Annotated in this window: 18 protein-coding genes and 3 tRNA genes; 14 read left to right on the forward strand and 7 right to left on the reverse strand. The window is 67.8% G+C overall.

The window, feature by feature from the left end; genetic code table 11:
- The first annotated feature begins 1 nt into the window (after window position 1).
- The 5 genes from ACZK08_RS06020 (at window position 2) to ACZK08_RS06040 (ending at window position 5,923) form a co-directional block, all read left to right on the forward strand.
- Window positions 2–868: a hypothetical protein gene (locus tag ACZK08_RS06020; protein ID WP_065181181.1), complete on the forward strand. Its 867-nt coding sequence runs from the start codon at window positions 2–4 to the stop codon at window positions 866–868.
- A gap of 31 nt (window positions 869–899) precedes the next feature.
- A complete protein-coding gene (locus tag ACZK08_RS06025; protein WP_180875666.1) occupies window positions 900–1,271 on the forward strand; it encodes an arsenate reductase in 372 nt (123 codons plus the stop codon).
- Window positions 1,268–2,395 carry a succinyl-diaminopimelate desuccinylase gene (gene dapE / locus ACZK08_RS06030; protein WP_065181182.1) on the forward strand — a complete coding sequence of 376 codons (1,128 nt, stop codon included), beginning with the start codon at window positions 1,268–1,270 and terminating at the stop codon, window positions 2,393–2,395. The genes ACZK08_RS06025 and dapE overlap by 4 nt, the downstream gene beginning before the upstream one ends.
- 366 nt (window positions 2,396–2,761) lie before the next feature.
- Window positions 2,762–4,453: an asparagine synthase B gene (asnB, locus tag ACZK08_RS06035; RefSeq protein ID WP_053518338.1), complete on the forward strand. Its 1,692-nt coding sequence runs from the start codon at window positions 2,762–2,764 to the stop codon at window positions 4,451–4,453.
- Between the two features lie 81 nt (window positions 4,454–4,534).
- Window positions 4,535–5,923 (forward strand): cation:proton antiporter domain-containing protein, encoded by a 1,389-nt coding sequence (locus tag ACZK08_RS06040; RefSeq protein WP_065181183.1) that lies wholly within the window; start codon window positions 4,535–4,537, stop codon window positions 5,921–5,923.
- 82 nt (window positions 5,924–6,005) lie between these two features.
- Here the strand turns inward: ACZK08_RS06040 and ACZK08_RS06045 are convergent, their stop codons facing one another.
- Window positions 6,006–8,333, reverse strand: a complete 2,328-nt coding sequence (locus ACZK08_RS06045; RefSeq protein WP_065181184.1) for a penicillin acylase family protein — start codon at window positions 8,331–8,333, stop codon at window positions 6,006–6,008.
- Between the two features lie 123 nt (window positions 8,334–8,456).
- Between ACZK08_RS06045 and bfr the strand changes: the two genes are divergently transcribed.
- Entirely contained in the window at window positions 8,457–8,945 is a 489-nt protein-coding gene (gene bfr / locus ACZK08_RS06050) for a bacterioferritin (RefSeq protein WP_053518345.1), read from the forward strand.
- Between the two features lie 210 nt (window positions 8,946–9,155).
- Here bfr and parC read toward each other — a convergent pair whose 3' ends face one another.
- Window positions 9,156–11,399: a DNA topoisomerase IV subunit A gene (gene parC, locus ACZK08_RS06055; RefSeq protein WP_053518348.1), complete on the reverse strand. Its 2,244-nt coding sequence runs from the start codon at window positions 11,397–11,399 to the stop codon at window positions 9,156–9,158.
- 59 nt (window positions 11,400–11,458) lie between these two features.
- Window positions 11,459–12,367, reverse strand: a complete 909-nt coding sequence (locus ACZK08_RS06060) for a helix-turn-helix domain-containing protein (protein ID WP_065181185.1) — start codon at window positions 12,365–12,367, stop codon at window positions 11,459–11,461.
- Window positions 12,368–12,512: 145 nt separating this feature from the next.
- On the opposite strand from ACZK08_RS06060, the gene emrR reads away from it, so the two are divergent.
- Genes emrR through emrB form a run of 4 tightly spaced genes read left to right on the forward strand, consistent with a single transcriptional unit; the run spans window position 12,513 to window position 17,230 of the window.
- Window positions 12,513–12,956, forward strand: a complete 444-nt coding sequence (gene emrR / locus ACZK08_RS06065) for a multidrug efflux system transcriptional regulator EmrR (protein WP_053518351.1) — start codon at window positions 12,513–12,515, stop codon at window positions 12,954–12,956.
- On the forward strand, window positions 12,953–14,446 hold the full coding sequence (gene emrC / locus ACZK08_RS06070) for a multidrug efflux transporter outer membrane subunit EmrC (RefSeq protein ID WP_065181186.1): 1,494 nt from the start codon (window positions 12,953–12,955) through the stop codon (window positions 14,444–14,446). Before emrR ends, emrC begins: the two co-directional genes overlap by 4 nt.
- An 11-nt stretch (window positions 14,447–14,457) precedes the next feature.
- Entirely contained in the window at window positions 14,458–15,636 is a 1,179-nt protein-coding gene (emrA, locus tag ACZK08_RS06075) for a multidrug efflux MFS transporter periplasmic adaptor subunit EmrA (RefSeq protein WP_053518354.1), read from the forward strand.
- Window positions 15,637–15,643: 7 nt separating this feature from the next.
- A complete protein-coding gene (gene emrB, locus ACZK08_RS06080; RefSeq protein ID WP_053518356.1) occupies window positions 15,644–17,230 on the forward strand; it encodes a multidrug efflux MFS transporter permease subunit EmrB in 1,587 nt (528 codons plus the stop codon).
- Between the two features lie 176 nt (window positions 17,231–17,406).
- Here the strand turns inward: emrB and ACZK08_RS06085 are convergent.
- Window positions 17,407–17,491 (reverse strand) — tRNA-Leu (locus ACZK08_RS06085).
- Window positions 17,492–17,541: 50 nt separating this feature from the next.
- Window positions 17,542–18,441 (reverse strand): LysR family transcriptional regulator, encoded by a 900-nt coding sequence (locus ACZK08_RS06090; RefSeq protein ID WP_065181187.1) that lies wholly within the window; start codon window positions 18,439–18,441, stop codon window positions 17,542–17,544.
- Window positions 18,442–18,541: 100 nt separating this feature from the next.
- Between ACZK08_RS06090 and ACZK08_RS06095 the strand changes: the two genes are divergently transcribed.
- Entirely contained in the window at window positions 18,542–19,288 is a 747-nt protein-coding gene (locus ACZK08_RS06095) for a sulfite exporter TauE/SafE family protein (RefSeq protein ID WP_065181188.1), read from the forward strand.
- 63 nt (window positions 19,289–19,351) lie between these two features.
- On the opposite strand, the gene ACZK08_RS06100 is transcribed toward ACZK08_RS06095, so the two are convergent.
- A tRNA-Leu gene (locus tag ACZK08_RS06100) sits at window positions 19,352–19,436 on the reverse strand.
- A gap of 130 nt (window positions 19,437–19,566) precedes the next feature.
- Window positions 19,567–19,651 (reverse strand) — tRNA-Leu (locus tag ACZK08_RS06105).
- 128 nt (window positions 19,652–19,779) lie between these two features.
- Between ACZK08_RS06105 and rnr the strand changes: the two genes are divergently transcribed.
- The 3 genes from rnr (at window position 19,780) to rlmB (ending at window position 23,600) form a co-directional block, all read left to right on the forward strand.
- Entirely contained in the window at window positions 19,780–22,239 is a 2,460-nt protein-coding gene (gene rnr / locus ACZK08_RS06110) for a ribonuclease R (protein WP_065181189.1), read from the forward strand.
- Window positions 22,240–22,269: 30 nt separating this feature from the next.
- The gene (locus ACZK08_RS06115) at window positions 22,270–22,764 is read left to right on the forward strand and encodes a GFA family protein (RefSeq protein ID WP_065181190.1); all 495 of its coding nucleotides are present in this window, start codon (window positions 22,270–22,272) and stop codon (window positions 22,762–22,764) included.
- Between the two features lie 92 nt (window positions 22,765–22,856).
- Window positions 22,857–23,600 carry a 23S rRNA (guanosine(2251)-2'-O)-methyltransferase RlmB gene (gene rlmB / locus ACZK08_RS06120; RefSeq protein ID WP_053518184.1) on the forward strand — a complete coding sequence of 248 codons (744 nt, stop codon included), beginning with the start codon at window positions 22,857–22,859 and terminating at the stop codon, window positions 23,598–23,600.
- Window positions 23,601–23,624: the final 24 nt, after the last annotated feature.

Raw genomic sequence — 23,624 nt, forward strand, 5'->3', positions numbered from 1 at the left:
GATGGCTGCGCCGGACGACCTGGCGCAGTCCGCGATCTACCGGCATCCGTTCGACAACGTGTTCGCGCGGATGCTGCCGCGCCTGCTGCACGCACCGCGCTGGACCCGGCTGCGCCGCGCGCTGTCGCGGCGCTGGCCGATGCCGGCGCTGGCCAGCGATGTGCGCGATGTGATCTACGCCAGCTGGTGGGTCGATGTGCGCCATGCGCCGTCACCGCCACCTGGCCATCACTACGTGGTCCATGCAGGTCGTACGCCTTACTCCATCCTCAGCTATCGGCACGGTCACTTCGGGCCGGCCCTGGCCGGCCCTCTGCGGGCGCTGATGCCATCGCCGCAGCAGAGCAACTGGCGGTGGTATCTGCGCCGCGACGACGATCCGGACGGCACCCCGGTCGTGCTGTTCGACCGCAACGTGATGGATCAGCTGGCCTTCGTCGCCGGTGCGCGTGCCTTCAGCGATGCCATGCAACCTCATCTCTCCGTGCGCTTCGCACATGTGCTTGGGGCCGATGGCGGCGGCCATACCCTGATCGAAGGTGGGCACGGCAGCGCGCCGGCGCTTCGACTGCAGTGGCAGGTTGCCGCAGGCTGGGACGATGCCACGTGGTCGGCGGCCTTTGGCGGCCATCACGCCCTGCTGCGTTTCCTGACCTGCCAGGACGAGGCCATCGCCCGTACCTGTGACGGGCACTGGGCCAGCACCCGCATCGACCTGCCGGTGGAGCTGACCCATCTGCGGCCGCTGCACCTGCAGGGTACGCTGCAGTGTCCACGCCTGCAGGCGATGGGCGTTGCGCTGCCCGACGGGCTGGCCTTCCACCTGCCACGCGTGCCGTTCCGGGTCGTGTCCGAGCGTCTGTTGTGAGATTCTGCCCCTCTGTTTTCCAGCATTGCCGATGGCCATGAGCACCACTGTCTACGGATTGAAGAACTGCGATACCTGCAAGAAGGCGACCAAGTGGCTGGACCGCTTCGGCGTGCCATACACCTTCGTCGACTACCGCGAGACCAAGCCCGGCCCGGAAACGCTGGTCGAGTGGGCCGCGCAGCTGGGCGGCCTGTCCGCGATGGTCAACCGGTCATCGACCACCTGGCGGCAACTGCCGGACAACCGCAAGGCGGCCGCCTCCGATGCCGAGTGGAAGCTGCTGCTGCGCGAGTACCCGCAGCTGATCAAGCGCCCGCTGGTGGTGACGTCCGACGGCAAGGTCAGCCAGGGATTCAGCGACAACGGGTTCAAGGCGCGCTTCGGCGTGGGTGGCGCGTGAGCGCGGTGCTGGACCTGGCCTGCGAGCTGATCGCACGGCCATCGGTCACGCCGGACGATGCCGGCTGCCAGGCGCTGCTTGCGGCGCGGCTGCAGCGTGCAGGGTTCGACTGCGAGCACCTGCGCCTGGGCGACGTCGACAACCTCTGGGCGACCCATGGCAGCGGTGCGCCGGTGCTGGTCCTGCTGGGCCACACCGACGTGGTGCCACCGGGACCGCGCGAGGCCTGGCAGAGCGATCCGTTCGTCCCGAAGATCCGCGATGGCGTGCTGTACGGCCGTGGCGCGGCCGACATGAAGGGCAGCGTAGCCGCGTTCGTGATCGCGGCCGAGCAGTTCGCCGCAGCCCACCCTCATCATGCGGGAACGCTGGCGGTGCTGCTGACCAGTGACGAGGAGGGCGATGCGATCGACGGCGTGCGCCATGTCGCGCGCCTGTTCGCAGAGCGTGGCCAGCGCATCGACTGGTGCATCACCGGCGAACCCTCGTCGACCGCAACGCTGGGCGATCTGCTCCGCGTCGGCCGCCGCGGCAGCCTGTCGGCGAAGCTGCGCGTGCAGGGCGTGCAGGGCCATGTGGCCTACCCGGAGAAGGCACGCAATCCGATCCACCAGGCGGCGCCGGCGTTGGCCGAACTGAGTGCGCGGCGCTGGGACGAGGGTTACGAGAGCTTTCCGCCGACCAGCCTGCAGATCTCCAACATCCATGCCGGCACCGGTGCCAACAACGTGATTCCGGGCGAGCTGGAAGTGGATTTCAACGTCCGCTACAACCCGCATTGGGATGCGCCGAAACTGGAAGCGGAGATCACCGCGGTGCTGGACCGTCACGGCCTGCAGTACACGCTGAAGTGGCACCGCAGCGGCGAGCCGTTCTACACGCCCGAAGGCACGCTGCGTGCCGCCGCGCGCGCCGTGCTGGCCGATCACATCGGCGGTGCGCCGGAAGAAAGCACCGGTGGCGGAACGTCCGACGCCCGCTTCATCGCGCCCTTGGGCGCGCAGTGCATCGAAGTGGGACCGGTCAACGCCAGCATTCACCAGGTGGACGAGAACGTGCGTGTGGACGAGCTTGAGGCCCTGCCGGGCCTGTACCTGCGGCTGGTCGAGCGCCTGCTGGTGTGAGGCACGACGCCGGGCATGGCCCGGCGCCGCCCTTGGCCGACGGTAGCGCCGGGCCATGCCCGGCGTACGACGCACCTGGTTGCCAACGCAACTGTTGCGCGGCCCCGGAAACCGGGTTAGGGTCGGGTCATGTCGATCCGCCTGGCCACCGCCGTCAACAACAACCGCAATAATCTGCGCGCGAATAATCGTGCGCGGCCGATGCGGGACTGCGCCCTGGGTAGATAGACAGCAACACACGCCCGGACACCAGAAAACCCGCATCGGCCGATGCGGGTTTTTTTGTGCCCGGGCGCAGCGCTACCCGGGCCTGGATGGCCGGTCGAACACCTTGCCCCTCGTAGAACCGACAACAGGAGTTCCCCCATGTGTTCGATCTTCGCAATCTTCGGCCTGCAGGCCGGTGATGATCTTCCCGCCCTGCGCCGGCATGCGTTGGAGCTGTCGCAGCGGCAGCGTCATCGTGGCCCGGACTGGAGCGGCGTCTACCTTGATGAAGGTGCACTGCTGGTGCACGAGCGGCTGGCCATCGTCGATCCGGCGGGTGGCTCGCAGCCGCTGTTGTCGGCGGACGGTCAGCTGGCGCTGGCGGTCAACGGCGAAATCTACAACCATCAGCTGCTCAAGGCCGCGCTGGCCCACCCCTACGACTTCCAGACCGGCTCGGACTGCGAGGTGATCAACGCGCTGTACCGGCAGGGAGGCTCGCCGTCCCGCTGGCTGGAGCAGCTCAACGGCATCTTCGCCTTCGCGCTGTGGGACCGCGATGCCGGTCGCGTACTGGTGGCGCGCGATCCGGTCGGCGTGGTGCCGCTGTACTGGGGGCACGACGCGCAGGGGCGCCTGCGGGTGGCCTCGGAGATGAAAGCGCTGGTGGATACCTGTGCCGACGTTGCCCAGTTCCCGCCGGGTCATTACTACGACAGTGCCAGTGGCGAACTGGTGCGCTACTACCAGCAGCCCTGGCGCGAGTATGCGGACGTTGAAGGGCGCCAAGCCGATCTGGCCGAGCTGCGACAGGCCTTTGAACATGCGGTGGAACGCCAGCTGATGAGCGACGTGCCGTACGGCGTGCTGCTGTCTGGTGGACTGGATTCGTCGCTGGTGGCCGCCGTCGCCGCCCGCTATGCCCGCCGCCGCATCGAGGATGGCGGCCAGAGCGAAGCCTGGTGGCCGCGCCTGCATTCGTTCGCGATCGGGCTGAAGGGATCGCCCGATCTGGCCGCCGCCGCCGTCGCCGCCGAAGCGCTGGGCACCGTGCACCACGGCTTCGAGTACACCTTCGAGGAAGGCCTCGACGTGCTCCCCGAGGTGATCCGCCATATCGAAACCTACGATGTCACCACCATCCGCGCGTCCACGCCGATGTTCCTGCTGGCACGACGGATCAAGGCGATGGGGGTGAAGATGGTGTTGTCCGGCGAAGGCAGCGACGAGATCTTCGGCGGCTACCTGTACTTCCACAAGGCACCGGACGCGCGCGAATTCCACCAGGAGCTGGTGCGCAAGCTCGATGCCCTGCACAACTACGATTGCCTGCGTGCCAACAAGTCGATGATGGCCTGGGGCGTGGAGCCTCGCGTGCCGTTCCTGGACCGCGACTTCCTCGATGTGGCGATGCGCATCGACGCCGCGCACAAGATGGTCGGCAGCGGCTTCGGCGGTCGCCGTATCGAGAAGGCGGTGTTGCGTGAAGCGTTCGATGGCTATCTGCCGGACAGCATCCTGTGGCGCCAGAAGGAGCAGTTCAGCGATGGCGTCGGCTATGGCTGGATCGATGGATTGAAGGCGCACGCCGAGGCGCAGGTCAGCGACCGGGTACTGGCCGCCGCCGACAAGCGCTTCCCGCACAACCCGCCGCAGACCAAGGAGGCGTACTACTATCGCCACCTGTTCGAACAGTTCTTCCCGAGCAGGGCCGCGGCCGAAACGGTCCCGGGTGGAAAATCGATCGCCTGTTCCTCGCCGGCCGCGATTGCCTGGGACGCGAGTTTCGCCGCAGCGGCCGATCCGTCCGGCCGGGCGATTGCCGGGGTACACGAGCAGGCCCTGGCGTGACCGGCAGCGCCGGGCTACGCCCGGCGGGCGCGCAGCGTCGGCGCAGGCAAGGACGTATCATCGCCCCCTGCACATTGGGGAATGTTCATGGACGTACAGAGCGAGGGCCGGGCGCCGCCGATGAAGTGGGGGTGGCGCTACGTGGCCTGGGCCGGACTGCCGTTGCTGGCCGGCCTGCTGCTGGCGCGGTATGCCGGGCCGGCGGCGCCTGAAGCGGTCGCACGCGCCACGGTTGCCGACGAAGGCAGCTGGGCCCGGCATCTGTCATCGCCGCTGGGCCTGTTCCTGCTGCAGCTGCTGGTCCTGCTGCTGGTGGCCAAGGGCGCGGGAGCGCTGCTCAAGCGCTTCGGCCAGCCGGCGGTGATCGGCGAAATGGCGGCAGGCCTGATGATGGGCCCGTTGGTGCTGGGCAGCCTGTTGCCGCAGTTGCATGGCGCGCTGTTCCCGGCGGCGTCGCTGGCGCCGTTGGGCCTGCTCGGCCAGCTGGGTGTGCTGATGTTTCTGCTGGTGGCCGGTGCCGAACTCGACCTGGCCGCACTGCGCGGACGACGGCGGTTCGCGTTCACCGTCAGCCATGCCGGTATCGCCGTGCCATTCATGCTGGGCGTGGCCCTGGCGATCTGGCTGTACCCGCAGCACGGTCCGCAGGGCGTGGGCTTCACGTCCTTCGCGCTGTTCGTCGGGATATCGATGAGCATCACGGCATTCCCGGTGCTGCTGCGGATCCTCGCCGATCGCGGCATCACCCATACTCCGCTGGGACAGACCGCCATTGCCTGCGCGGCACTCGGCGATGCCACGGCCTGGTGCCTGCTGGCGCTGATCGTGGCGGCTGCACAGGCCGGTGGCTGGCTGCCGGCAAGCCTCAACCTGCTGGGCGTGGTGGCCTTCGTGGCGCTGATGCTTGGCCTGGTAAGACCGTGGTTTGCCCGCCAGCAGGTGGTGGCAGGACGTGAAGGACGGTGGTTGCTGGGCATCCTGCTGTTGTCGCTGGCCAGTGCGCTGGTGACCGAGATGCTGGGCATCCATGCGTTGTTCGGCGCATTCGCTGCGGGCGTGGCGGTGTCATCCAATGCGCCGCTGCGCGCACTGCTGATGGCCCGCGTCGAGCCGTTCGCGGTGACCCTGCTGCTGCCCCTGTTCTTCGCCATGACCGGCCTGCGCATGCGCGCCGACGCACTGCACGCCGGCGACATCGTGCTGTGCCTGGTGGTGATCGCGGTGGCCACGGCCGGCAAGCTGCTGGGCACATTCAGTGCCGCCCGCAGCACCGGCCTGCCGGCCCGCGAGGCATGGCGGCTGGGAGCGCTGATGAACACGCGCGGCCTGATGGAACTGATCGTGCTCAACCTGGGCTATGAGCTGGGCCTGCTCGGGGATCGCCTGTTCGCGGTACTGGTGATCATGGCACTGGTGACCACTGCGATGACCGGGCCGTTGTTGAACCTGATCGATCGCCGCCGCACCTGAGCCGGTAGCGCCGGGCCATGCCCGGCGGCTTTGCTGTCCGTCCGCGCTGCGCGCTCGCCGGGCATGGCCCGGCGCTACCCCTCTATCTCGCCGGCACCAGCGTCATCACGTGCTGGGCCTTGCCCGGCAGGAACGGCGAGGGGCGGCCATGCACCCAGTCTTCGTGGCCCGCGCCCCAGTAGGGGGACAGCGGGTGGCCACTCTGGCCACCGGGCATGTGCACGATGCCGTCGGCTTCGTGACCGGGGGAGACCACCATCCGCTGCGAAGCACCGAAATCCGGGGCCTGCACCCGTGGCATGTCGCGGTCGCCGGGCAACGGCTCGGCCGGCATGCACAACGCGCGGCGTGCGAAGGCGGGCAGGGCGCGACTGACTGGGTGGCAGATCGACGCGGTGTTGCGCTCTCCCCAGCGGCGCTGGGCCAGCGGTCCCTGGCTGGCAAGATCTGCTTCCAGCTCACGTGCGGCCTTCGCCAGCAACGCATCCCAGCTGTCGATACCGGGTGGCAGCAGATGTGCCGGGCGCTGTTCCAGCATCGGCCAGACCACGCCCTCCAGCTCGGGCAGCCGCGGCGGCAGGTAGTCGGCGCCCAGCTGTGCGCGGGCAGGCGCGAGCAGCGCGCCTTCGACCGCATCGAGCACCTTGCCACGGAAGCCGCGGGTGATGCGATAGCTCACCGAGTCCACCGATGCCCGTCCTTCCCAGTGCGCATTGGCTGCATGCAGGCGCTGCAGTGCAGGGTCGCTGCTGTGTGCGGTGATCTGCTGCAGCAGCGCCCACCAGCGTTGCAGCATTACCGCGCGGTCATCGAGCTGGATCGCCAGCAGGTCGTGCTCATCGAAACGGTCCTGGACCGCCAGCAGGTCGCGGATCTGCCGCGCGCGGGCGCCAAGGTCGTAGCCGCCATTGCCGGCCACTGCCAGTGCGGCGCCGTCCAGCACGCGGCCGTTGGCGGTCCACAGACGGTGGTCGGCGGGATCGATCAGTGCGGGGGCAGCGTCGCTGCGCAGCGACCAGGGTGCGCAGGCGTCATTGCGCGCTGGCGCGTAGCCGGCCGCCGCACATCCGGAGCCACGGTCCGGACGGGCGCCGATCAGACGCCAGGCGATGCGCCCGCTGCGGTCGCCGATCACCAGGTTCTGTGCAGGAATGCCGGCGCGGTCGGCCACGCGCAGGGCCTGGTCCAGGTCGCCCGCGCGGGCCATGTCGGCGAAATCCAGGCGCACCGCGCCGGGCAGATGTGCGACCCAGCGCAGTGCGTCGCCGCTGCCATCGGCGTGGGTGTGCAGGATCGGCCCCCAGGCGGTCTCGCGCACCGGGAACACCACGTCATCCTGGCCGGCCACGGCGATGCGCTCTTCATGCACCGTCATCGGGGCCGTGGCCGGTTCGTTGCGGAAATCGGCGGTGTCGATGTAGCTGTTGGTGAACCCCCAGGCGACATGCCCGTTGCTGCCGACGATGACGGCCGGTAGACCGGGCAGCGAGAAGCCACTGATGTCGACCTGGCCATCGGCCGCCTGCGGATCGGGATAGCGCAGGCGCACGCGGAACCAGAGGCCGGGTGCACGCAGGCCCAGGTGCATGTCGTCGGCAACGATCGCACGGCCATCGGCAGTGAGGGCGCCGGCCACGGCGAAGTTGTTGCTGCCCACTGCGCCGGCTTCCACCGGCACGGGGGCGGGCGAGGCGGCCAGCGTGCGCAGATCCAGTTGCCCTGCATCGGGCAGCAGGGCATTGCCGCGCGGCTCGCCGAACAGGGGCGCATCCCATTCGCTGCCCTGGTGCGCGATCAGCGCATGCAGCGCCGGTGGCACCACCGCCTGGATGCGGCTGAGCGCCAGTTCAGTCCGGTTGCCCGGATCCTGCAGATCGGCGTACATGGCCAGCCCGGCCAGCACGCTGTCGCTGGCGGTCCACGGCTGCGGCGCCTGCCGCAGCAGCAGGTAGGCCCACGGGCGCACGGAGAGATCGGCCAGGCCCTGGTTGACCCCATCGACATACGCGTTCACCGCCGCGGCGTTGCTGCCCAGGGCGGCCTCCAGATGGGCGTCGGTCCGCGCGCGCAGGCGATGAACCCGCATGCGCTTGTCCACCTCGATGGCCTTCGGGCCGAACAGCGCAGCCAGTTCGCCGGCCGCGCTGCGCCGCATCAGGTCCATCTCGAAGTAGCGCTCCTGTGCGTGGACACGGCCGAGCGCACGCATGGCGTCGGCCTGGCTGCCCGCGGTGATGGTGACCACGCCCAGCGCGTCGCGCTCGACAGTGACTGCTGCGCTTAGGCCGGGCAGGGCATGTTCACCTTCCAGATCGGCCAGGCTGCCGCGCAGCAGCAGCCACGCTGCCAGGGCCACCACCAGCAGGGTGGCGATCAGCACGCCGAGCAGCCAACGCCATGTACGTCGCATTGCAGGTCCTTTCCGAACGCCGGGGCCGATTGTAGCCGCAGGCGCAACTGCGACTGATTCCGATTAGATCACCGTATCCCGAAATGGGGCACCCTATGCCGCATCGATTCACAGGAGCCCCCCATGAAAGGCAACCCGGACGTCATCGCCTGCCTGAAGGAACTGCTGCGCGGCGAGCTTGCCGCGCGTGACCAGTACTTCATCCACTCCCGCCGTTACGAGGACCAGGGCCTGTTCGCGCTGTATGAGCGCCTGAACCACGAGATGGAGGAAGAGACCCAGCATGCCGACGCGCTGCTGCGCCGCATCCTGTTCCTTGGCGGTGATCCTGACATGCGCCCGCACCTGACCGAGCCGGGTACGACGGTGGAGGAGATGCTGCAGAAGGATCTGGACACCGAGTACGCCGTGCGCAACAACCTCGCCGCCGGCATGAAGCTGTGCGAAGAGAAGGGCGACTACGTGAGCCGCGACATCCTGCTGGCGCAGCTGAAGGACACCGAAGAGGACCACGCCTGGTGGCTGGAGCAGCAGCTGGGCCTGATCAAGCGCATCGGCCTGGAGCTGTACCAGCTGAGCAAGATCGACGGCAGCGGCGCCCCGGCGCACTGAACCGGTACCGTCGCCCGCCAGCACCGGAGCATCGCTCGCCAGCCTTCGCCCGCCAGCCGCTCCACCGCCCGCCAGCCGACAACGAAAAAGCCGGGGAATGCCCCGGCTTTTTCGTGTCTGGTGCTGCGTTTCGGTAGCGCCGGGCCATGCCCGGCGGGCAGAGCTGGGGTCAGAGCCCTTTCCGTTGGAAAGGGATCCGACCCCGCTGCGTCATTCCACTGACAGGCCTTCGACCTTCTGCCAGCCACGCGGCAGCAGGTGGCCGCGGGTCGCCCGCGCGCCGAGGTAGGCATCGAGCTCGTTGAACTTCAGGCCCATCGTGCGCTGGCCGGCGCGCACCTGCAGGGTCTGCCCCGGCCCGATCGCCACGATGGCGACCACGCGTTCCGTGGCCAGCTTGGCCTTGGGGATCTCGATGATCTTGTTGCCCTTGCCTTTGTCCAGTTCGGGCAGATCGCTGGCCGGAATCGCCAGCAGGTTGCCCGAGCTGGTCACCGCCACGATGCGGTCGCTCTCGACATTGGCGACCACCGCCGGCGGCAGCACCGACGAGCCGGCGGACAGGTTCAGCATCGCCTTGCCGGCCTTGTTGCGGCCGATCAGGTTCTCGAAGCGGGTGACGAAGCCGTAGCCATGGCTGGACGCGAGCACGAAGCGTGCGTCCGGCTCGGCGCTGGCCAGGGTGACGAAGCTGGTGCCGGGCGCCGGCGAGAAACGGCCGGTCAGCGGCTCGCCGTTGCCCCGCGCAGAAGGCAGGGTGTGCACCGCCGTTGAATAGGCCCGGCCTTCGCTGTCCAGGAATGCGACCTGCTGGGTGCTGCGCGCGCGCACGGCGCCCTGCAGCGCATCGCCATCGCGATAGGACAGGGCCGACGCGTCCACGTCATGACCCTTGGCGGCGCGGATCCAGCCCTTCTGCGACAGCACCACCGTCATCGGCTCGCTTGGCACCAGCTCGGTCTCGTCGATAGCCTGCGCCGCCTGGCGCTGGACCAGCGGCGAGCGGCGCTCGTCGCCGAACTTCTTCGCATCGGCTTGCAGCTCGTCGCGGATCAGCTTCTTCAGCTTGGCCTTGCTGTCGAGGATGCCGATGATCTTCTCGCGTTCCTTGGCCAGCTCGTCCTGCTCGCCGCGGATCTTCATTTCCTCCAGGCGGGCCAGCTGCTTCAGCTTGGTCTCCAGGATGTACTCGGCCTGTTCTTCGGACAGGCCGAAGCGCGCGATCAGTGCGGCCTTCGGTTCGTCCTCGGTACGGATGATATGGATCACCTCGTCCAGGTTGAGGAAGGCCACCAGCAGACCTTCCAGCAGGTGCAGGCGGCGTTCGACCTTCTGCAGGCGATGCTGCAGGCGGCGGGTGACGGTGTTGCTGCGGAACGTCAGCCATTCGCTGAGCAGCATCTTCAGGTTCTTCACCTGCGGACGGCCGTCCAGCCCGATCACGTTGAGGTTGACGCGGTAGCTGCGCTCCAGGTCGGTGGTGGCGAACAGGTGGCCCATCAGCTGCTCGGCATCGACGCGGTTCGAGCGCGGCACCAGCACCACCCGCACCGGATTGGCGTGGTCGGATTCATCGCGGATGTCTTCCAGCCACGGCAGCTTCTTGGCGCGCATCTGCGCGGCGATCTGCTCGATCACCTTCGAGGGCGATACCTGGAACGGCAGTGCGGTGACCACGATGTTGCCGGCTTCACGGCTGAACGTCGCGCGCGCACGCACGCTGCCGTTGCCGGTCTCGTACAGGGTGCGCAGATCGTTGGCGGCCGTGATGATCTCGGCGCTGGAGGGATAGTCCGGGCCTTTCACGTGCTCGCACAGGTCGCGCACGGTGGCGTCCGGATCGTCCAGCAGGTGCAGCAGCGCGCTGACGATCTCGTTGAGATTGTGCGGCGGCACATCGGTGGCCATGCCCACGGCGATGCCCGTGGTGCCGTTGAGCAGCAGGTGCGGCAGGCGGGCCGGCATCCACGTCGGCTCCTGCAGCGTGCCATCGAAGTTGGGCGCCCAGTCGGTGGTGCCCTGGCCCAGCTCGCCCAGCAGCACTTCGGCGATGGGGGTGAGCTTGGATTCGGTGTAGCGCATCGCCGCGAACGACTTCGGGTCGTCGCTGGAGCCGAAGTTGCCCTGGCCTTCGATCAGCGGATAGCGGTAGGAGAACGGCTGGGCCATCAGCACCAGCGCCTCGTAGCACGCGCTGTCGCCGTGCGGGTGGTATTTACCGATGACGTCACCGACGGTGCGTGCGGACTTCTTCGGCTTGGACGCGGCATTCAGCCCCAGCTCGCTCATCGAATAGATGATGCGGCGCTGCACCGGCTTCAGGCCGTCGCCGACGAACGGCAGGGCGCGGTCCAGGACCACGTACATCGAGTAGTCGAGGTAGGCGCGTTCGGCGTACTCGCGCAACGGCAGTTGTTCGAATCCGTGGAACACGGGGCGGGCAAGTTCGGTCATGCGGCGTTGTTACCTATGTCGGGAGGCGGCGACGGCGGTCGCCGCTCGCAATCCTGTGATTATCCGGATGCGGCCGGGGATGCCAAGCCGCGCGCAGGGTCCAGGCCGGTTTCCAGTCCATTCCCGGCCCGCGCCAGGTAGCGCCCGGGCGGCAGGCCGAAATGGCGGCGGAACACGGTGACGAAAGCGCTGGCGCTGCTGAAGCCCAGCGCATGGGCGATATCGGCCACGCTGCGGCCATCGGTCAGCTGCCGCAGCGCTTCGGACAGACGGGCCTGCTGGCGCCACTGCGCGAAGCTCAGCGTGGTCTCGTCGCGGAAGTGGCGGGTCAGGCTGCGCGGCGAAAGCCCGGCCCAATGCGCCCATTCGGCCAGGCTGCGCTCGTCGGAGGGATCGGCCAGCAGCTGCGAGGCGATCTTCAGCAGGCGCCGATCGTGCGGCATCGGCAGGTGCATGCGCTGGCGCGGTGCGGTGCGGATCTCATCCAGCAGAACCTCGATGATGTGCTGGTGCTCGGGCGTGGCGACCTGGTCGAGCGACCAGCTGCAGATCCGGTCCGCCAGTGCCTGCGCCAGCCTGGACAGGCCCAGCACGCAGGGGGCGGCGGGAAGGGCAGTGCAGGCCGGCGCGGCCAGCGCCATGCCCCAGCCACGCAGCGGGCCGTCCAGAGCGACCGTGTGAGGTTCCAAGGGCGGCATCCAGCCGGCCGAACCGGGCGCCAGCGACCACGTTCCATGCGAGGTGCGGGTGGTCAGCAGGCCGCGTTCGACGCAGATCAGCTGCGCACGCTGGTGATGGTGCCAGTCGACTTCACGGGCGAGCCCCTGCGGACTGTCGAAGCGGAAACCGACGACCGGCGGGCCATCGTTGCGCTCGAACCAGTCCAGCGCCTCGTTGCGCAGCAACTGCCGGGCCGGGGCGATGTCCCCCTTGTTCATCCTGTCCGATGGCTGGAATGTGTCATTCATTGGCTTGATGGTACTACCGGGCCATCCTGGGGCGCCATTAAGGTAGGCGCCTTCACTGATCCAGCCCGCTGCTGCAACACAGCATTCGATGCCAGATCGAATATTTCCATTGAGAAATATTTTTTTTGGAAGAGAATGCACTCCCATGATCTGTCCTGCAACCACTCCCCCCAGCTTCGGCCTGCTGCTGCGCCAGGTGCGCGACGGCCTGGTCCGCCAGCTTGACGCGTCCATGGCCGAAGAAGACCTGGGCATCGGCTTCACCCACTACATCGGGTTGAAGGTGCTCTCGAACATGGCCCCCTGTACCGCCAACGAACTGGCCCAGGCCATCGACCAGGTACCCAGTGCCGTCACCCGCCTGCTGGACAAGCTGGAAGCCCTGGGCTGCGTTCGCCGCGAGGCACATGCGCAGGACCGCCGTGCGCTGCAGATCGTGCTGACCGATGAAGGCCGCGCACTGTGGGCGCGCTTGAAGCTGCGCGGCGACGCGGTGATGGATTACGCCCTGCGCGATCTGTCCGCCGACGAGCGCACGCTGCTGTTGTCCCTCCTGACCCGAATCCGCGATTCCCTGACGACCCCATGAACCCGATCCCGCATTCCTCATTCCGCCGGTCCGGGCGCGCGCTGCTGCTGTCGGCGCTGGCGCTGGCGCTGGCCGCCTGCGCCAGCAGCCGCGGCCTCGAACCGCAGGGCCGCCTGCTCGATGTGGACAGCCTGCACAGCGAGCGCACCCTGGCCGACACCGATCTCAGTGCCACCGGCTTCCCCGCACAGGACTGGTGGAAGGCATTGGGCGACGCGCAGCTGGACGCGCTGATCGCCGAAGGCCTGGCCGGTCATCCGAGCCTGGACGCCGCCGACGCACGTCTGCGCCAGGCGCAGGCCAAGGTCGGTACCGCACGCGCTGACCGCCTGCCCAGTCTCTCCGTTTCCGGCGGCTATACCGGGCTTCGCCTGCCCGAGTCGATGGCCGGCGACGAGATCGGTGGCCACTACGCAGGCAGCAGCCAGGTCGCTTTCGACTTCAGCTACGGCATCGACCTGTGGGGCGGCAAGCGCGCCGCCTGGGAAGCGGCCGTGGATGGCGCGCATGCCGCCACCGTGGAGGCCCAGGCCGCACGCCTGAACCTGTCCACCGGCATCGCCCAGGCCTATGCGGACCTTGCTTACGCGTGGCAGCTCGACGATGTCGCCGAGGAAGAACTGACGCGGTCGCAGAAGTCGCTGGAACTGACCCGGCAGCGTCGCCGCGCTGGCATCGACAGCGATCTGCAGGTGCGCCAGGCCGAAGCCCGCGTGCCCGCCGCGCAACAGCAGGTGCAGGCCGCGCAGCAACGCATCGACGCCGCCCGCACCGCATTGGCTGCCCTGGTCGGCAAGGGCCCCGACCGTGGCCTGACGATCGAGCGTCCGCAGCCGTTGAATCCGACGGCCCTGCAGCTGCCAGGCGTGCTGCCCAGCGAGCTGCTCGGCCGTCGTCCTGACATCGTCGCCGCACGCTGGCGCGTGGAAGCGGCCAACAAGCAGATCAAGGTCGCCAGGACGAAGTTCTACCCGAGCCTCAACCTGACCGCGCTGGCCGGCGTGGTGGCGCCGAATGTCGGCGATCTGCTGCAGAGCAGTTCCTCCTTCGCCTACATCGGCCCGGCGCTGAGCCTGCCGATCTTCGAAGGCGGCAAGCTGCGCGCCAACCTGGCCGACACCGATGCGCAGTACGACCTGGCGGTGGCCAATTACAACCAGGCGGTGCTTGACGCACTGCGCGACGTGGCCGACCAGGTCAATGCGGTGCGCTCGCTGGCGCAGCAGGCGCAGTCGCAGGAGCAGGCCGTGGACACGGCGCGTGCAGCGTTCGACCTGGCCGGGCAGCGTTACCGCGCCGGCATCGGCAGCTACCTGGATGTGCTGTCCGCACAGTCCACCCTGCTGCAGTCACAACAGCAGCTGGCCAGCCTGCAGTCGCAGCAGGTGCAGACCTCGGTGCGCCTGAGCAAGGCGCTGGGCGGCGGCTTCCAGCCCAGTGATGCTGATCGCGCGCCGCTTGCCTCCCATTCCGATTCCTCGCATTCCTGAAGATCTCCGCCATGAGCCAGACCCAAGACACTGCGGCCCCGGCCGCCTCCAACCGCCGCAGCAACCTGCTGCGGGGCCTGTTCGTCATCGTCGTGCTGCTGCTTGCCGCACTGGCGCTGTGGTATTTCATGTTCGGCCGTTGGTTCGAAGAAACCGACGATGCCTACGTGCAGGGCAACCTCGTACAGATCACCCCGCTGGTGGCAGGCACCGTGGTCGCCATCAATGCCGATGACGGCATGCGCGTGGAGCGTGGCCAGCTGCTGGTGCAGCTGGACCCGGCCGATACGTCCGTGGCCCTGCAGCAGGCTGAAGCCAACCTGGCCAAGACCGTTCGCCAGACCCGTGGCCTGTATCGCAGCGTGGAAGGCGCGCAGGCAGACCTGAATGCCCGTCAGGTGACCCTGAAGCGCGTGCGCGAGGACTTCGCCCGCCGCAGGGATCTGGCCGCCACCGGTGCCATCTCCAACGAAGAACTCGCCCATGCCCGCGATGAGCTGGCGGCGGCGGAAGCAGCGGTGGCCGGTTCGCGCGAGACCGTCGAGCGCAACCGTGCGCTGGTCGACGATACGGTGATCGCCACCCAGCCCGACGTGCAGGCGGCCGCCGCGCAGCTGCGCCAGGCCTACCTCAACAATGCCCGCGCCGGCATCGTCGCGCCGGTCACCGGTTATGTGGCCCGTCGCTCGGTGCAGGTGGGCCAGCGTGTGCAGCCGGGTGCCGCACTGATGGCCGTGGTGCCGACCGAGCAGATGTGGGTCGAGGCCAACTTCAAGGAAACCCAGCTGCGCCACATGCGCCTGGGCCAGGAAGTGGAGCTGAAGTCTGACCTGTACGCCGGCGATGTGAAGTACAAGGGCCGCGTGCAGAGCCTGGGTCTGGGGACCGGCTCGGCGTTCTCGCTGCTGCCGGCGCAGAACGCCAGCGGCAACTGGATCAAGATCGTGCAGCGCGTTCCGGTGCGCATCGCCATCGATGCCAAGCAGCTTGCCGAACATCCGTTGCGTATCGGCCTGTCGATGAAGGCCGAGGTGAGCCTGCGCGACCAGAAGGGCGAGGTGCTGCCGAGCGCCCCGGCCAAGGGCACGGTGTTCGACACCGACGTCTATGCCAAGCAGCTGCATGATGCCGACGAGGTGATCCACTCGATCATCCAGGGCAACGTGCCGCAGCAGTCGAAGGTGGGCTGAGGTCGCCATGTCCGCCCAAGCTCCAGCCGCGCCCGGAAGCCCGGGCGCACCGGCGGCGCCGGGTGCGGCCGCCGGGTTCCTGCCGCCGAGCGTGGCCCTGTGCACCGTGGGCCTGGCGATGGCCTCCTTCATGCAGGTGCTCGACACCACCATCGCCAACGTCTCGCTGCCGACCATCGCCGGCAATCTCGGCGCCAGTTCGCAGCAGGCGACGTGGGTCATCACTTCGTTCGCGGTCAGCACGGCCATCGCACTGCCGCTGACCGGCTGGCTCAGCCGCCGTTTCGGCGAGCGCAAGCTGTTCGTCTGGGCCACGCTGGCCTTCGTCATCACCTCGCTGTTGTGTGGCCTGGCGCAGAGCATGGGCATGCTGGTGGTGTCGCGCGCCCTGCAGGGCTTCGTGGCCGGCCCGATGTATCCGATCACGCAGTCGTTGCTGGTCTCGATCTATCCACGCGAGAAACGCGGGCAGGCGTTGGCGCTGCTGGCGATGATCACCGTGGTCGCGCCGATCTGCGGGCCGATCCTCGGGGGCTGGATCACGGACAACTACAGCTGGGAATGGATCTTCCTGATCAACGTGCCCCTGGGCATCTTCGCCGCGCTGGTGGTGGGCAACCAGCTGAAGGGCCGTCCGGAACACGTGGAGAAGCCGAAGATGGACTACGTCGGCCTGATCACGCTGGTGATCGGCGTCGGCGCACTGCAGCTGGTGCTCGACCTGGGCAACGACGAGGACTGGTTCTCCTCCACCCGGATCGTGGTGCTGGCCTGCGTGGCGGTCGTGGCGCTGACGGTGTTCCTGATCTGGGAACTGACCGACAAGGACCCGATCGTCGACCTGAAACTGTTCCGCCACCGCAACTTCCGCGCCGGCACGCTGGCGATGGTGGTGGCCTATGCCGCATTCTTCAGCGTGGCCCTGCTGATTCCGCAGTGGCTGCAGCGCGACATGGGGTACACGGCGATCTGGGCAGGGCTGGCGACGGCGCCGATCGGCGTGCTGCCGGTGATCATGACGCCGTTCGTGGGCAAGTATGCCTCGCGCTTCGACATGCGCATGCTGGCGACCATCGCCTTCGTGTTCCTGTCGATGACCAGCTTCCTGCGCTCGGGCTTCAATCTGCAGGTGGACTTCCAGCACGTGGCCGGCGTGCAGCTGATCATGGGCATCGGCGTGGCGCTGTTCTTCATGCCAGTTCTACAGATCCTGCTGTCGGATCTGGATGGTCGCGAAATTGCCGCGGGTTCGGGCCTGGCCACGTTCCTGCGCACGCTGGGCGGCAGTTTCGCAGCATCGCTGACCACCTGGCTGTGGGCACGTCGCACGCAGGTGCACCACGCCGATCTGACCGAACACATTTCGGCCTATCAGCCGGGCATGCAGGACCAGGTTGCGGCGATGGGGCAGGGTGACCTGCAGCATGGTGCAGCGGTGCTCAACACCATGATCAACCACCAGGCATCGCAGATGGGCTTCAACGACATCTTCTTCCTGCTGGGCTGGATCTTCCTGGCCATCATCACCTTCCTGTGGCTGGCCAAGCCGCCGTTCGGTGCCGGTGCCGGTGCAGCGGCCGGTGGCGGGCACTGAAACTGCCCGCAAACACGGCGCTGTATGTCGACCCCGCCGCAAGGCGGGGTTTTTGTCTGTGGTGAGTTCTGCCAGGCGGCGTTCGCGCAACGCGCGGAAGGCGTCGCCCTTGCGTTGACGCTGCGGATTCCGGAAACGAAAAAACCCGCTTTCGCGGGTTTCATCATCATGAGTCGTGGTGCCCAGGAGAGGACTCGAACCTCCACGGTTTTACCCGCTAGTACCTGAAACTAGTGCGTCTACCAATTCCGCCACCTGGGCGACTCAGGAGGGGAATTCTGCGGTACGGCATCGGATGTGTCAACACCATTTCATGCTTTTTTCTCCGCTTCCACGCCGAGGTGCAGCAGCAGGCTGCGCATCGCTGTCGACAGTCGTGTCCAGTCGGCGAAGCAGGCACACAGGCGGCGCTGTGCCCACGCATCCGCGAGGGGCACCGCCAGCGCCTGTGTCGCGCGGCGGTGCTGGCGGGCGATGGTGCGCGGCACGATACCCACGCCGATGCCGTGACCCACCATGATGCACACGCCTTCGAAGGTCTTCATGCGGATGCGCACGTCCAACCGATGGCCGATGTCGCGTGCCTGCGCTTCGATGTAGGTCTGCAGCGCATTGCCATCGGCCAGCGCGACGAAGGTTTCGCTGGCCACATCGGCGAAGGCCAGCGTGCGACGGGCCGCGAAACGATGGCCTGCGGGCAGCAGCATCACCAGGGGATCCTCGGCAACGACATGGCGTTGCAGGCCGGTTGCCTCGACCGCATCACTGATGATTCCCGCTTCGGCCTGGCCAGCGGTCAGGGCGCGGACCACTTCAGGGCTGGTGCGTTCGTGCAGTTCGACGTGCAGGCGTGGGCGTTCGGCCAGCCAGGGAGCCAACCGGGAAGGCAGGTAGCTGGTCAGTGCGGCGGTGTTGGCATACAGGTGCAGGGTGCCGCGCGCGCCCTTCGCGAAGGCCTGCAGTTCGCCACGCAGCTGTGCCTGTTGATGCAGGATCTGGCGCGCGTGGTGGGCGAGGGCGGCACCGGCTTCGGTCAGGCTCACGCCGCGCGGGTGACGCACCAGCAGCGCGGTGCCCGCGTCGTTCTCGATCGCCCGCAGGCGTTCGCTGGCAGAGCCCAGCGCCAGGTTTGCCTGCGCGGCGCCTGCGGTGATGCTGCCGGCGTCGGCCACGGCCAGGAACAGGCGCAGGTCGGCGATGTCCATCCGCATGTCACGGCCCTCGTTGCGTGCCGCCTGCCTTCGGGTCAGCCGAAGGGTGGGGCGCATAAGCCGCATTGTGCGCGGAAGGCGCGCCGGTTCCAATGACGGCATGAGTGAGACGACATTCTTCTATGGTCTGCTGGTCGCCGTGTTCATGCTGGCGGGGGGGGTCAAGGGCGTGACCGGCATGGGCCTGCCGACCGTGGCGATGGGCCTGCTGGGAGGGGCGCTGTCGCCGGTGGCGGCGGCGTCGATGCTGTTCATTCCGACCTTCGTCACCAACGCCTGGCAACTGCTGGCCGGGCCATCACTGGGGCCGATCGTGCGACGCCTGTGGCCGATGATGCTGGCCGTGGTGGTGGTGACCCTGGGCGCGGCGACGTTGCTGGTGCGGGTCGACCGCACGTGGTCGCGCGTGGCGCTGGGCGTGGCGCTGGTGGTGTATGCGCTGTACGCCTTGGTTGCGCCGGTATTCCGTGTGCCGCAGCGGCGTGAGCGTTGGCTGGGGCCGCTGGTGGGGGCGTTGTCAGGCGTGGTGACCGGGGCGACCGGTGTGTTCGTGATGCCGGCGGTGCCGTACCTGCAGTCGCTGGGGCTGCAGCGCGAAGAGCTGGTGCAGGCGCTGGGCCTGGCGTTCACGGTGTCGACCCTCTCGTTGACGGGTGGGCTGGTGCTGCACGGCGCATTCGGTGTGCAGCAGCTGGGATTGAGCGCGCTGGCGGTGTTGCCGGCGCTGGCGGGCATGTGGCTGGGGCAGGTGATCCGGCAGCGGATCAGTGCGCGGGTGTTCCGCGTGTGCTTCCTGGGCTTCCTGCTGCTGCTGGGCCTGGAGCTGGTGCTGCGACCGCTGTTCTGATCCCGTTGGCTGGCGCCCGGACATGAAAAAACCCGCTTTCGCGGGTTTTTCTCAGTCTCGACGTGGTGCCCAGGAGAGGACTCGAACCTCCACGGTTTTACCCGCTAGTACCTGAAACTAGTGCGTCTACCAATTCCGCCACCTGGGCGTCGAGGAGCGAGATTATGGGGTGCCGTGACGGGGGTGTCAACACCCTTGTGAACGCCCGGCCACGCTGCGGAACGACGGCAGGAAACGCGGGCAAAAAAAATCCCCGCCGAGGCGAGGAGATTTTTCGTTGGTGCCCAGGAGAGGACTCGAACCTCCACGGTTTTACCCGCTAGTACCTGAAACTAGTGCGTCTACCAATTCCGCCACCTGGGCGTTCCAGAGGCGCAATTGTGAAGATGAATCCGCAGGCTGTCAACGACTTCGCGGAGTTTTTTCACGTGGCGCCTGCAAGCGGGTCGCTGACCGGTTCTGCACGCCGTCAGCGGCTACCATGGAGGGCGATGACTACCAAAAAACCAAGCAAGGGCGGGAGCAAGTCCCGCAGCCAGGCCCCGAAGAAGGGCGCCAAGACGGGTGCAGCCCGTACCTCCCAGCCGGGCAAGCCACTGCCGGGCTGGTTCCCGGAGCTGGGGGGTGGCGGCGCACCGCCGCGCGGTCGCCCGGGCCGTGGTGGCGACGCACCGGGACCGGCGCCGGGCCGCAAGCTGCCGCCGGCCGGCAAGGTGATCGAGGATCCCTACGCGTCCCGCGAAGCCGAGAAGTACGAACAGCCCATCGCCAGCCGCGAGGCCATTCTGGCCCTGCTGGAGCGCTGCGAAGGGCCGCAGACTGCCGAGGAACTGGGTGCCCGCCTGGGCCTGACCGCGCCGGACCGGGCCGAAGCGCTGTCGCGCCGGCTGGGTGCGATGGTCCGCGATGGCCAGCTGGTACAGAACCGCCGTGGAGGTTTCGCGCCGGTGCAGGCGCTGAGCCTGGTCACCGGTGTGGTGATCGCCAATCCGGAAGGATTCGGGTTCCTGCGCCCGGTCGAGGGCGGCGACGACCTGTTCCTGCCGCCCTATGAAATGCGCAAGGTGATGCACGGCGACAAGGTGCTGGCGCGTGTCACCGGCATCGATCATCGCGGCCGCCGCGAAGGCAGCATCGCCCGCGTGCTCGAGCGCGGCATGACCCGTCTGATCGGTCGCTTCAGCATCGAGATGGGCATCAATTACGTGGTGCCTGATGACAAGCGCGTGCAGCGCAACGTGCAGGTGCCGCCTGATCAGACCGGAGGTGCGCGTGATGGCCAGCTGGTGGTCTGCGAGCTGACGCAGGCGCCGGACAGCCGCCGTCCGCCGATCGGCCGCATCATCGCGGTACTGGGTGACAAGCTGACCGCCTCGCTGGTGGTGGAGACCGCCATCCATGGCCACGAGCTGCCGTTCGAGTTTCCGCAGGAGGTGCTGGACGAGGCCGCCGCGGTGCCGCTGGTGGTCGAGCCGGCGATGATCGGCGACCGCGTCGACCTGCGTCGCACGCCGCTGGTGACCATCGATGGCGAGGATGCCAAGGACTTCGACGATGCGGTGTATTGCGAGCCGAACCCGGAGGGATTCCGTCTGGTGGTGGCCATCGCCGATGTCTCCAACTATGTGCGTCCGGGCACGCCGCTGGATGAGGAGGCGCAGAAGCGCGCTACCTCGGTGTACTTCCCGGGCTTCGTCGTACCGATGCTGCCGGAGACCCTGTCCAACGGTATCTGCTCGCTGATGCCCAAGGTCGACCGCATGTGCTTCGTCTGCGACATGCAGATCGACCGCGATGGCCAGGTCGTCCACTCGCGCTTCTACGAAGCGGTGATGAATTCGCACGCACGCCTGACCTATACCCAGGTGTGGCAGGCCGTGGGCGAGGACGATGCCGGCGCGAAGGCCGTCATCGGCGATCTGCTGCCCCAGGTGCAGCGCCTGCACCAGCTGTACAAGGTGCTGGCCAAGGCACGTGCAAAGCGCGGGGCCATCGAGTTCGAGAGCAGTGAAGTGCGCTTCGTGCTGGACAATCGTGGCGAAGTCACCCAGGCCGGCATGCTGGTGCGCAACGACGCGCACAAGCTGATCGAGGAATGCATGATCGCCGCCAACGTGGAGGCGGCGAAGTACCTGCTGTCGCACCATGTGCCGGCGCCGTACCGCGTCCACGAGAAGCCGCCGGAGACCAAGTACGCCGACCTGCTGGAATTCCTCAAGGAGTTCAAGCTGAGCCTGCCGCCGTGGTCGAAGGTGCGCCCCGGTGACTACACCAAGCTGTTGAAGAAGATCCGCGACCGTCCCGATGCCACGCTGCTGGAGTCGGTGCTGCTGCGCAGCCAGAGCCTGGCCGTCTACAGTCCGGACAACCACGGTCACTTCGGGCTCGCGCTGGAGGCGTACGCGCACTTCACTTCGCCGATCCGCCGCTATCCCGATCTGCTGGTGCATCGCGCGATCAAGCATGCGTTGTCGGGCAGGCCGCTGGACAAGTTCACCTACACCGCACGCGAGATGGCAGCGCTGGCGCTGCAGTGCTCCGAGCGCGAGCGCCGCGCTGACGAGGCCGAACGCGAGGTCGACGAGCGTTACCGGGCCGCGTGGATGGAGAAGCATGTCGGCGGCCAGTTCGATGGCGTGATCAGTGGCGTGACCAGCTTCGGCCTGTTCGTGGAACTGGACGATTCCAAGGTGCAGGGCCTGGTCCATGTCACCCAGCTGCCGCAGGACTATTACAAGTTCGATGCGACCCGCAAGACACTGACCGGTGAACGTCGTGGCAGCAGCTACCGGCTGGGTGACCGCGTGCGCATCCTCGTACTGAAGGCCAGCATGGAAGAGCGCAAGATCGACTTCCGGCTGGTCGAACACAAGGGCGAGGAAGAAGAGGCAGGACTGTCGCCGCTGCCCGAACGCGGCAAACCGACCAAGCGCAGGAAAGAGAAGTACTGATCCGTAGAGCCCGTTCCGGAGGAAAGCAGCATGCAGGGCCAACCCGAGTACAGCGGCGGCTGCCAGTGCGGTGCCATCCGCTTCCAGGTGCGCGGTGAACTGTCCGACAGTTCGATCTGCCACTGCCGGATGTGCCAGAAGGCCTTTGGCGCGTATTACGCGCCTTTGGTCTCGGTGCGCGGCGTGCAGTTCAGCTGGACCCGCGGCCAGCCGCGCTATTTCCATTCCTCCAATGTGGTCCGGCGCGGTTTCTGCGGCGACTGCGGCACGCCGCTGACCTATGAAGCCCCCGACGGCATGGCCGTGGCGGCGGGGGCGTTTGATCAGCCGGAACGGTTGCCGCCGACGATCCAGTACGGTGTCGAGCGCAAGCTGCCCTTCGTCGACGCCCTGGGCAGCCTGCCGGCACGGCGGACGGAGGAGGACGTGGCGGCGCTGGACTTCCTGGCTGCGATCGTTTCCCACCAGCATCCCGACCACGACACGCCACACTGGCCGCCGCGCAGCCGTTCAGCCGAAGGGTGAACGGCGGGTAGCGCCGGGCCCTGCCCGGCGAGCGCGAAGCGCGGCCGTCGCCGATGCTCTACCATAGCCACCCCCTTTCCGGTCCCGCCCGCATGAGCAAGAACAGCCAGTGGATCGTCGGCGTCAACGCCGTCGCCTCCTCCATCGAGAACGACGCCGAGAACGTCCGCGAAGTGCTGGTCGAGGCCGGTGCGAAGAATCCACGCCTGACCGAAATCGAAGAGAACGCGCGCCGCAAGGGGATCGATGTCCGCCGGGTCACCGCGCAGGCGCTGGACGGCGTTGGCGGTGCGGTCCGCCACCAGGGCGTGGCCGCGCGCTATGCCGCTGCGCGCACCTACAGCGAGAATGAACTGGAAGGACTGGTCACTGCCGCTGAAGGCCGGGCCCTGCTGCTGGTGCTGGATGAGGTACAGGACCCGCACAACCTGGGCGCCTGCCTGCGTTCGGCCGCGGCGGCCGGTGCCACTGCGGTGATCATTCCCAAGGACAAGTCGGCGACGGTGAATGCCACCGTGCGCAAGACCTCGGCCGGCGCCGCCGACCGTATCCCGGTGGTGGCCGTGACCAACCTGTCGCGCTGCCTGAAGGATCTGCAGAAGCAGGGCGTGTGGATCTACGGCCTGGCCGGTGAAGCGACCGCGTCGCTGTACGATCTGGACCTGAAGGGCAACATCGCCCTGGTGCTGGGGGGTGAAGCCGACGGCCTGCGCCGCCTGACCCGCGAGAACTGCGATGGACTGGTCAAGATCCCGATGCCGGGCGAGATCGAGAGCCTGAACGTATCGGTCGCCGCGGGCGTCAGCCTGTTCGAGGCCGTGCGCCAGCGCGGCTGATCGTCCCGTGGCAGCGCCGGGCCA

The organism is Stenotrophomonas sp. 112478_Sma (assembly GCF_056479905.1).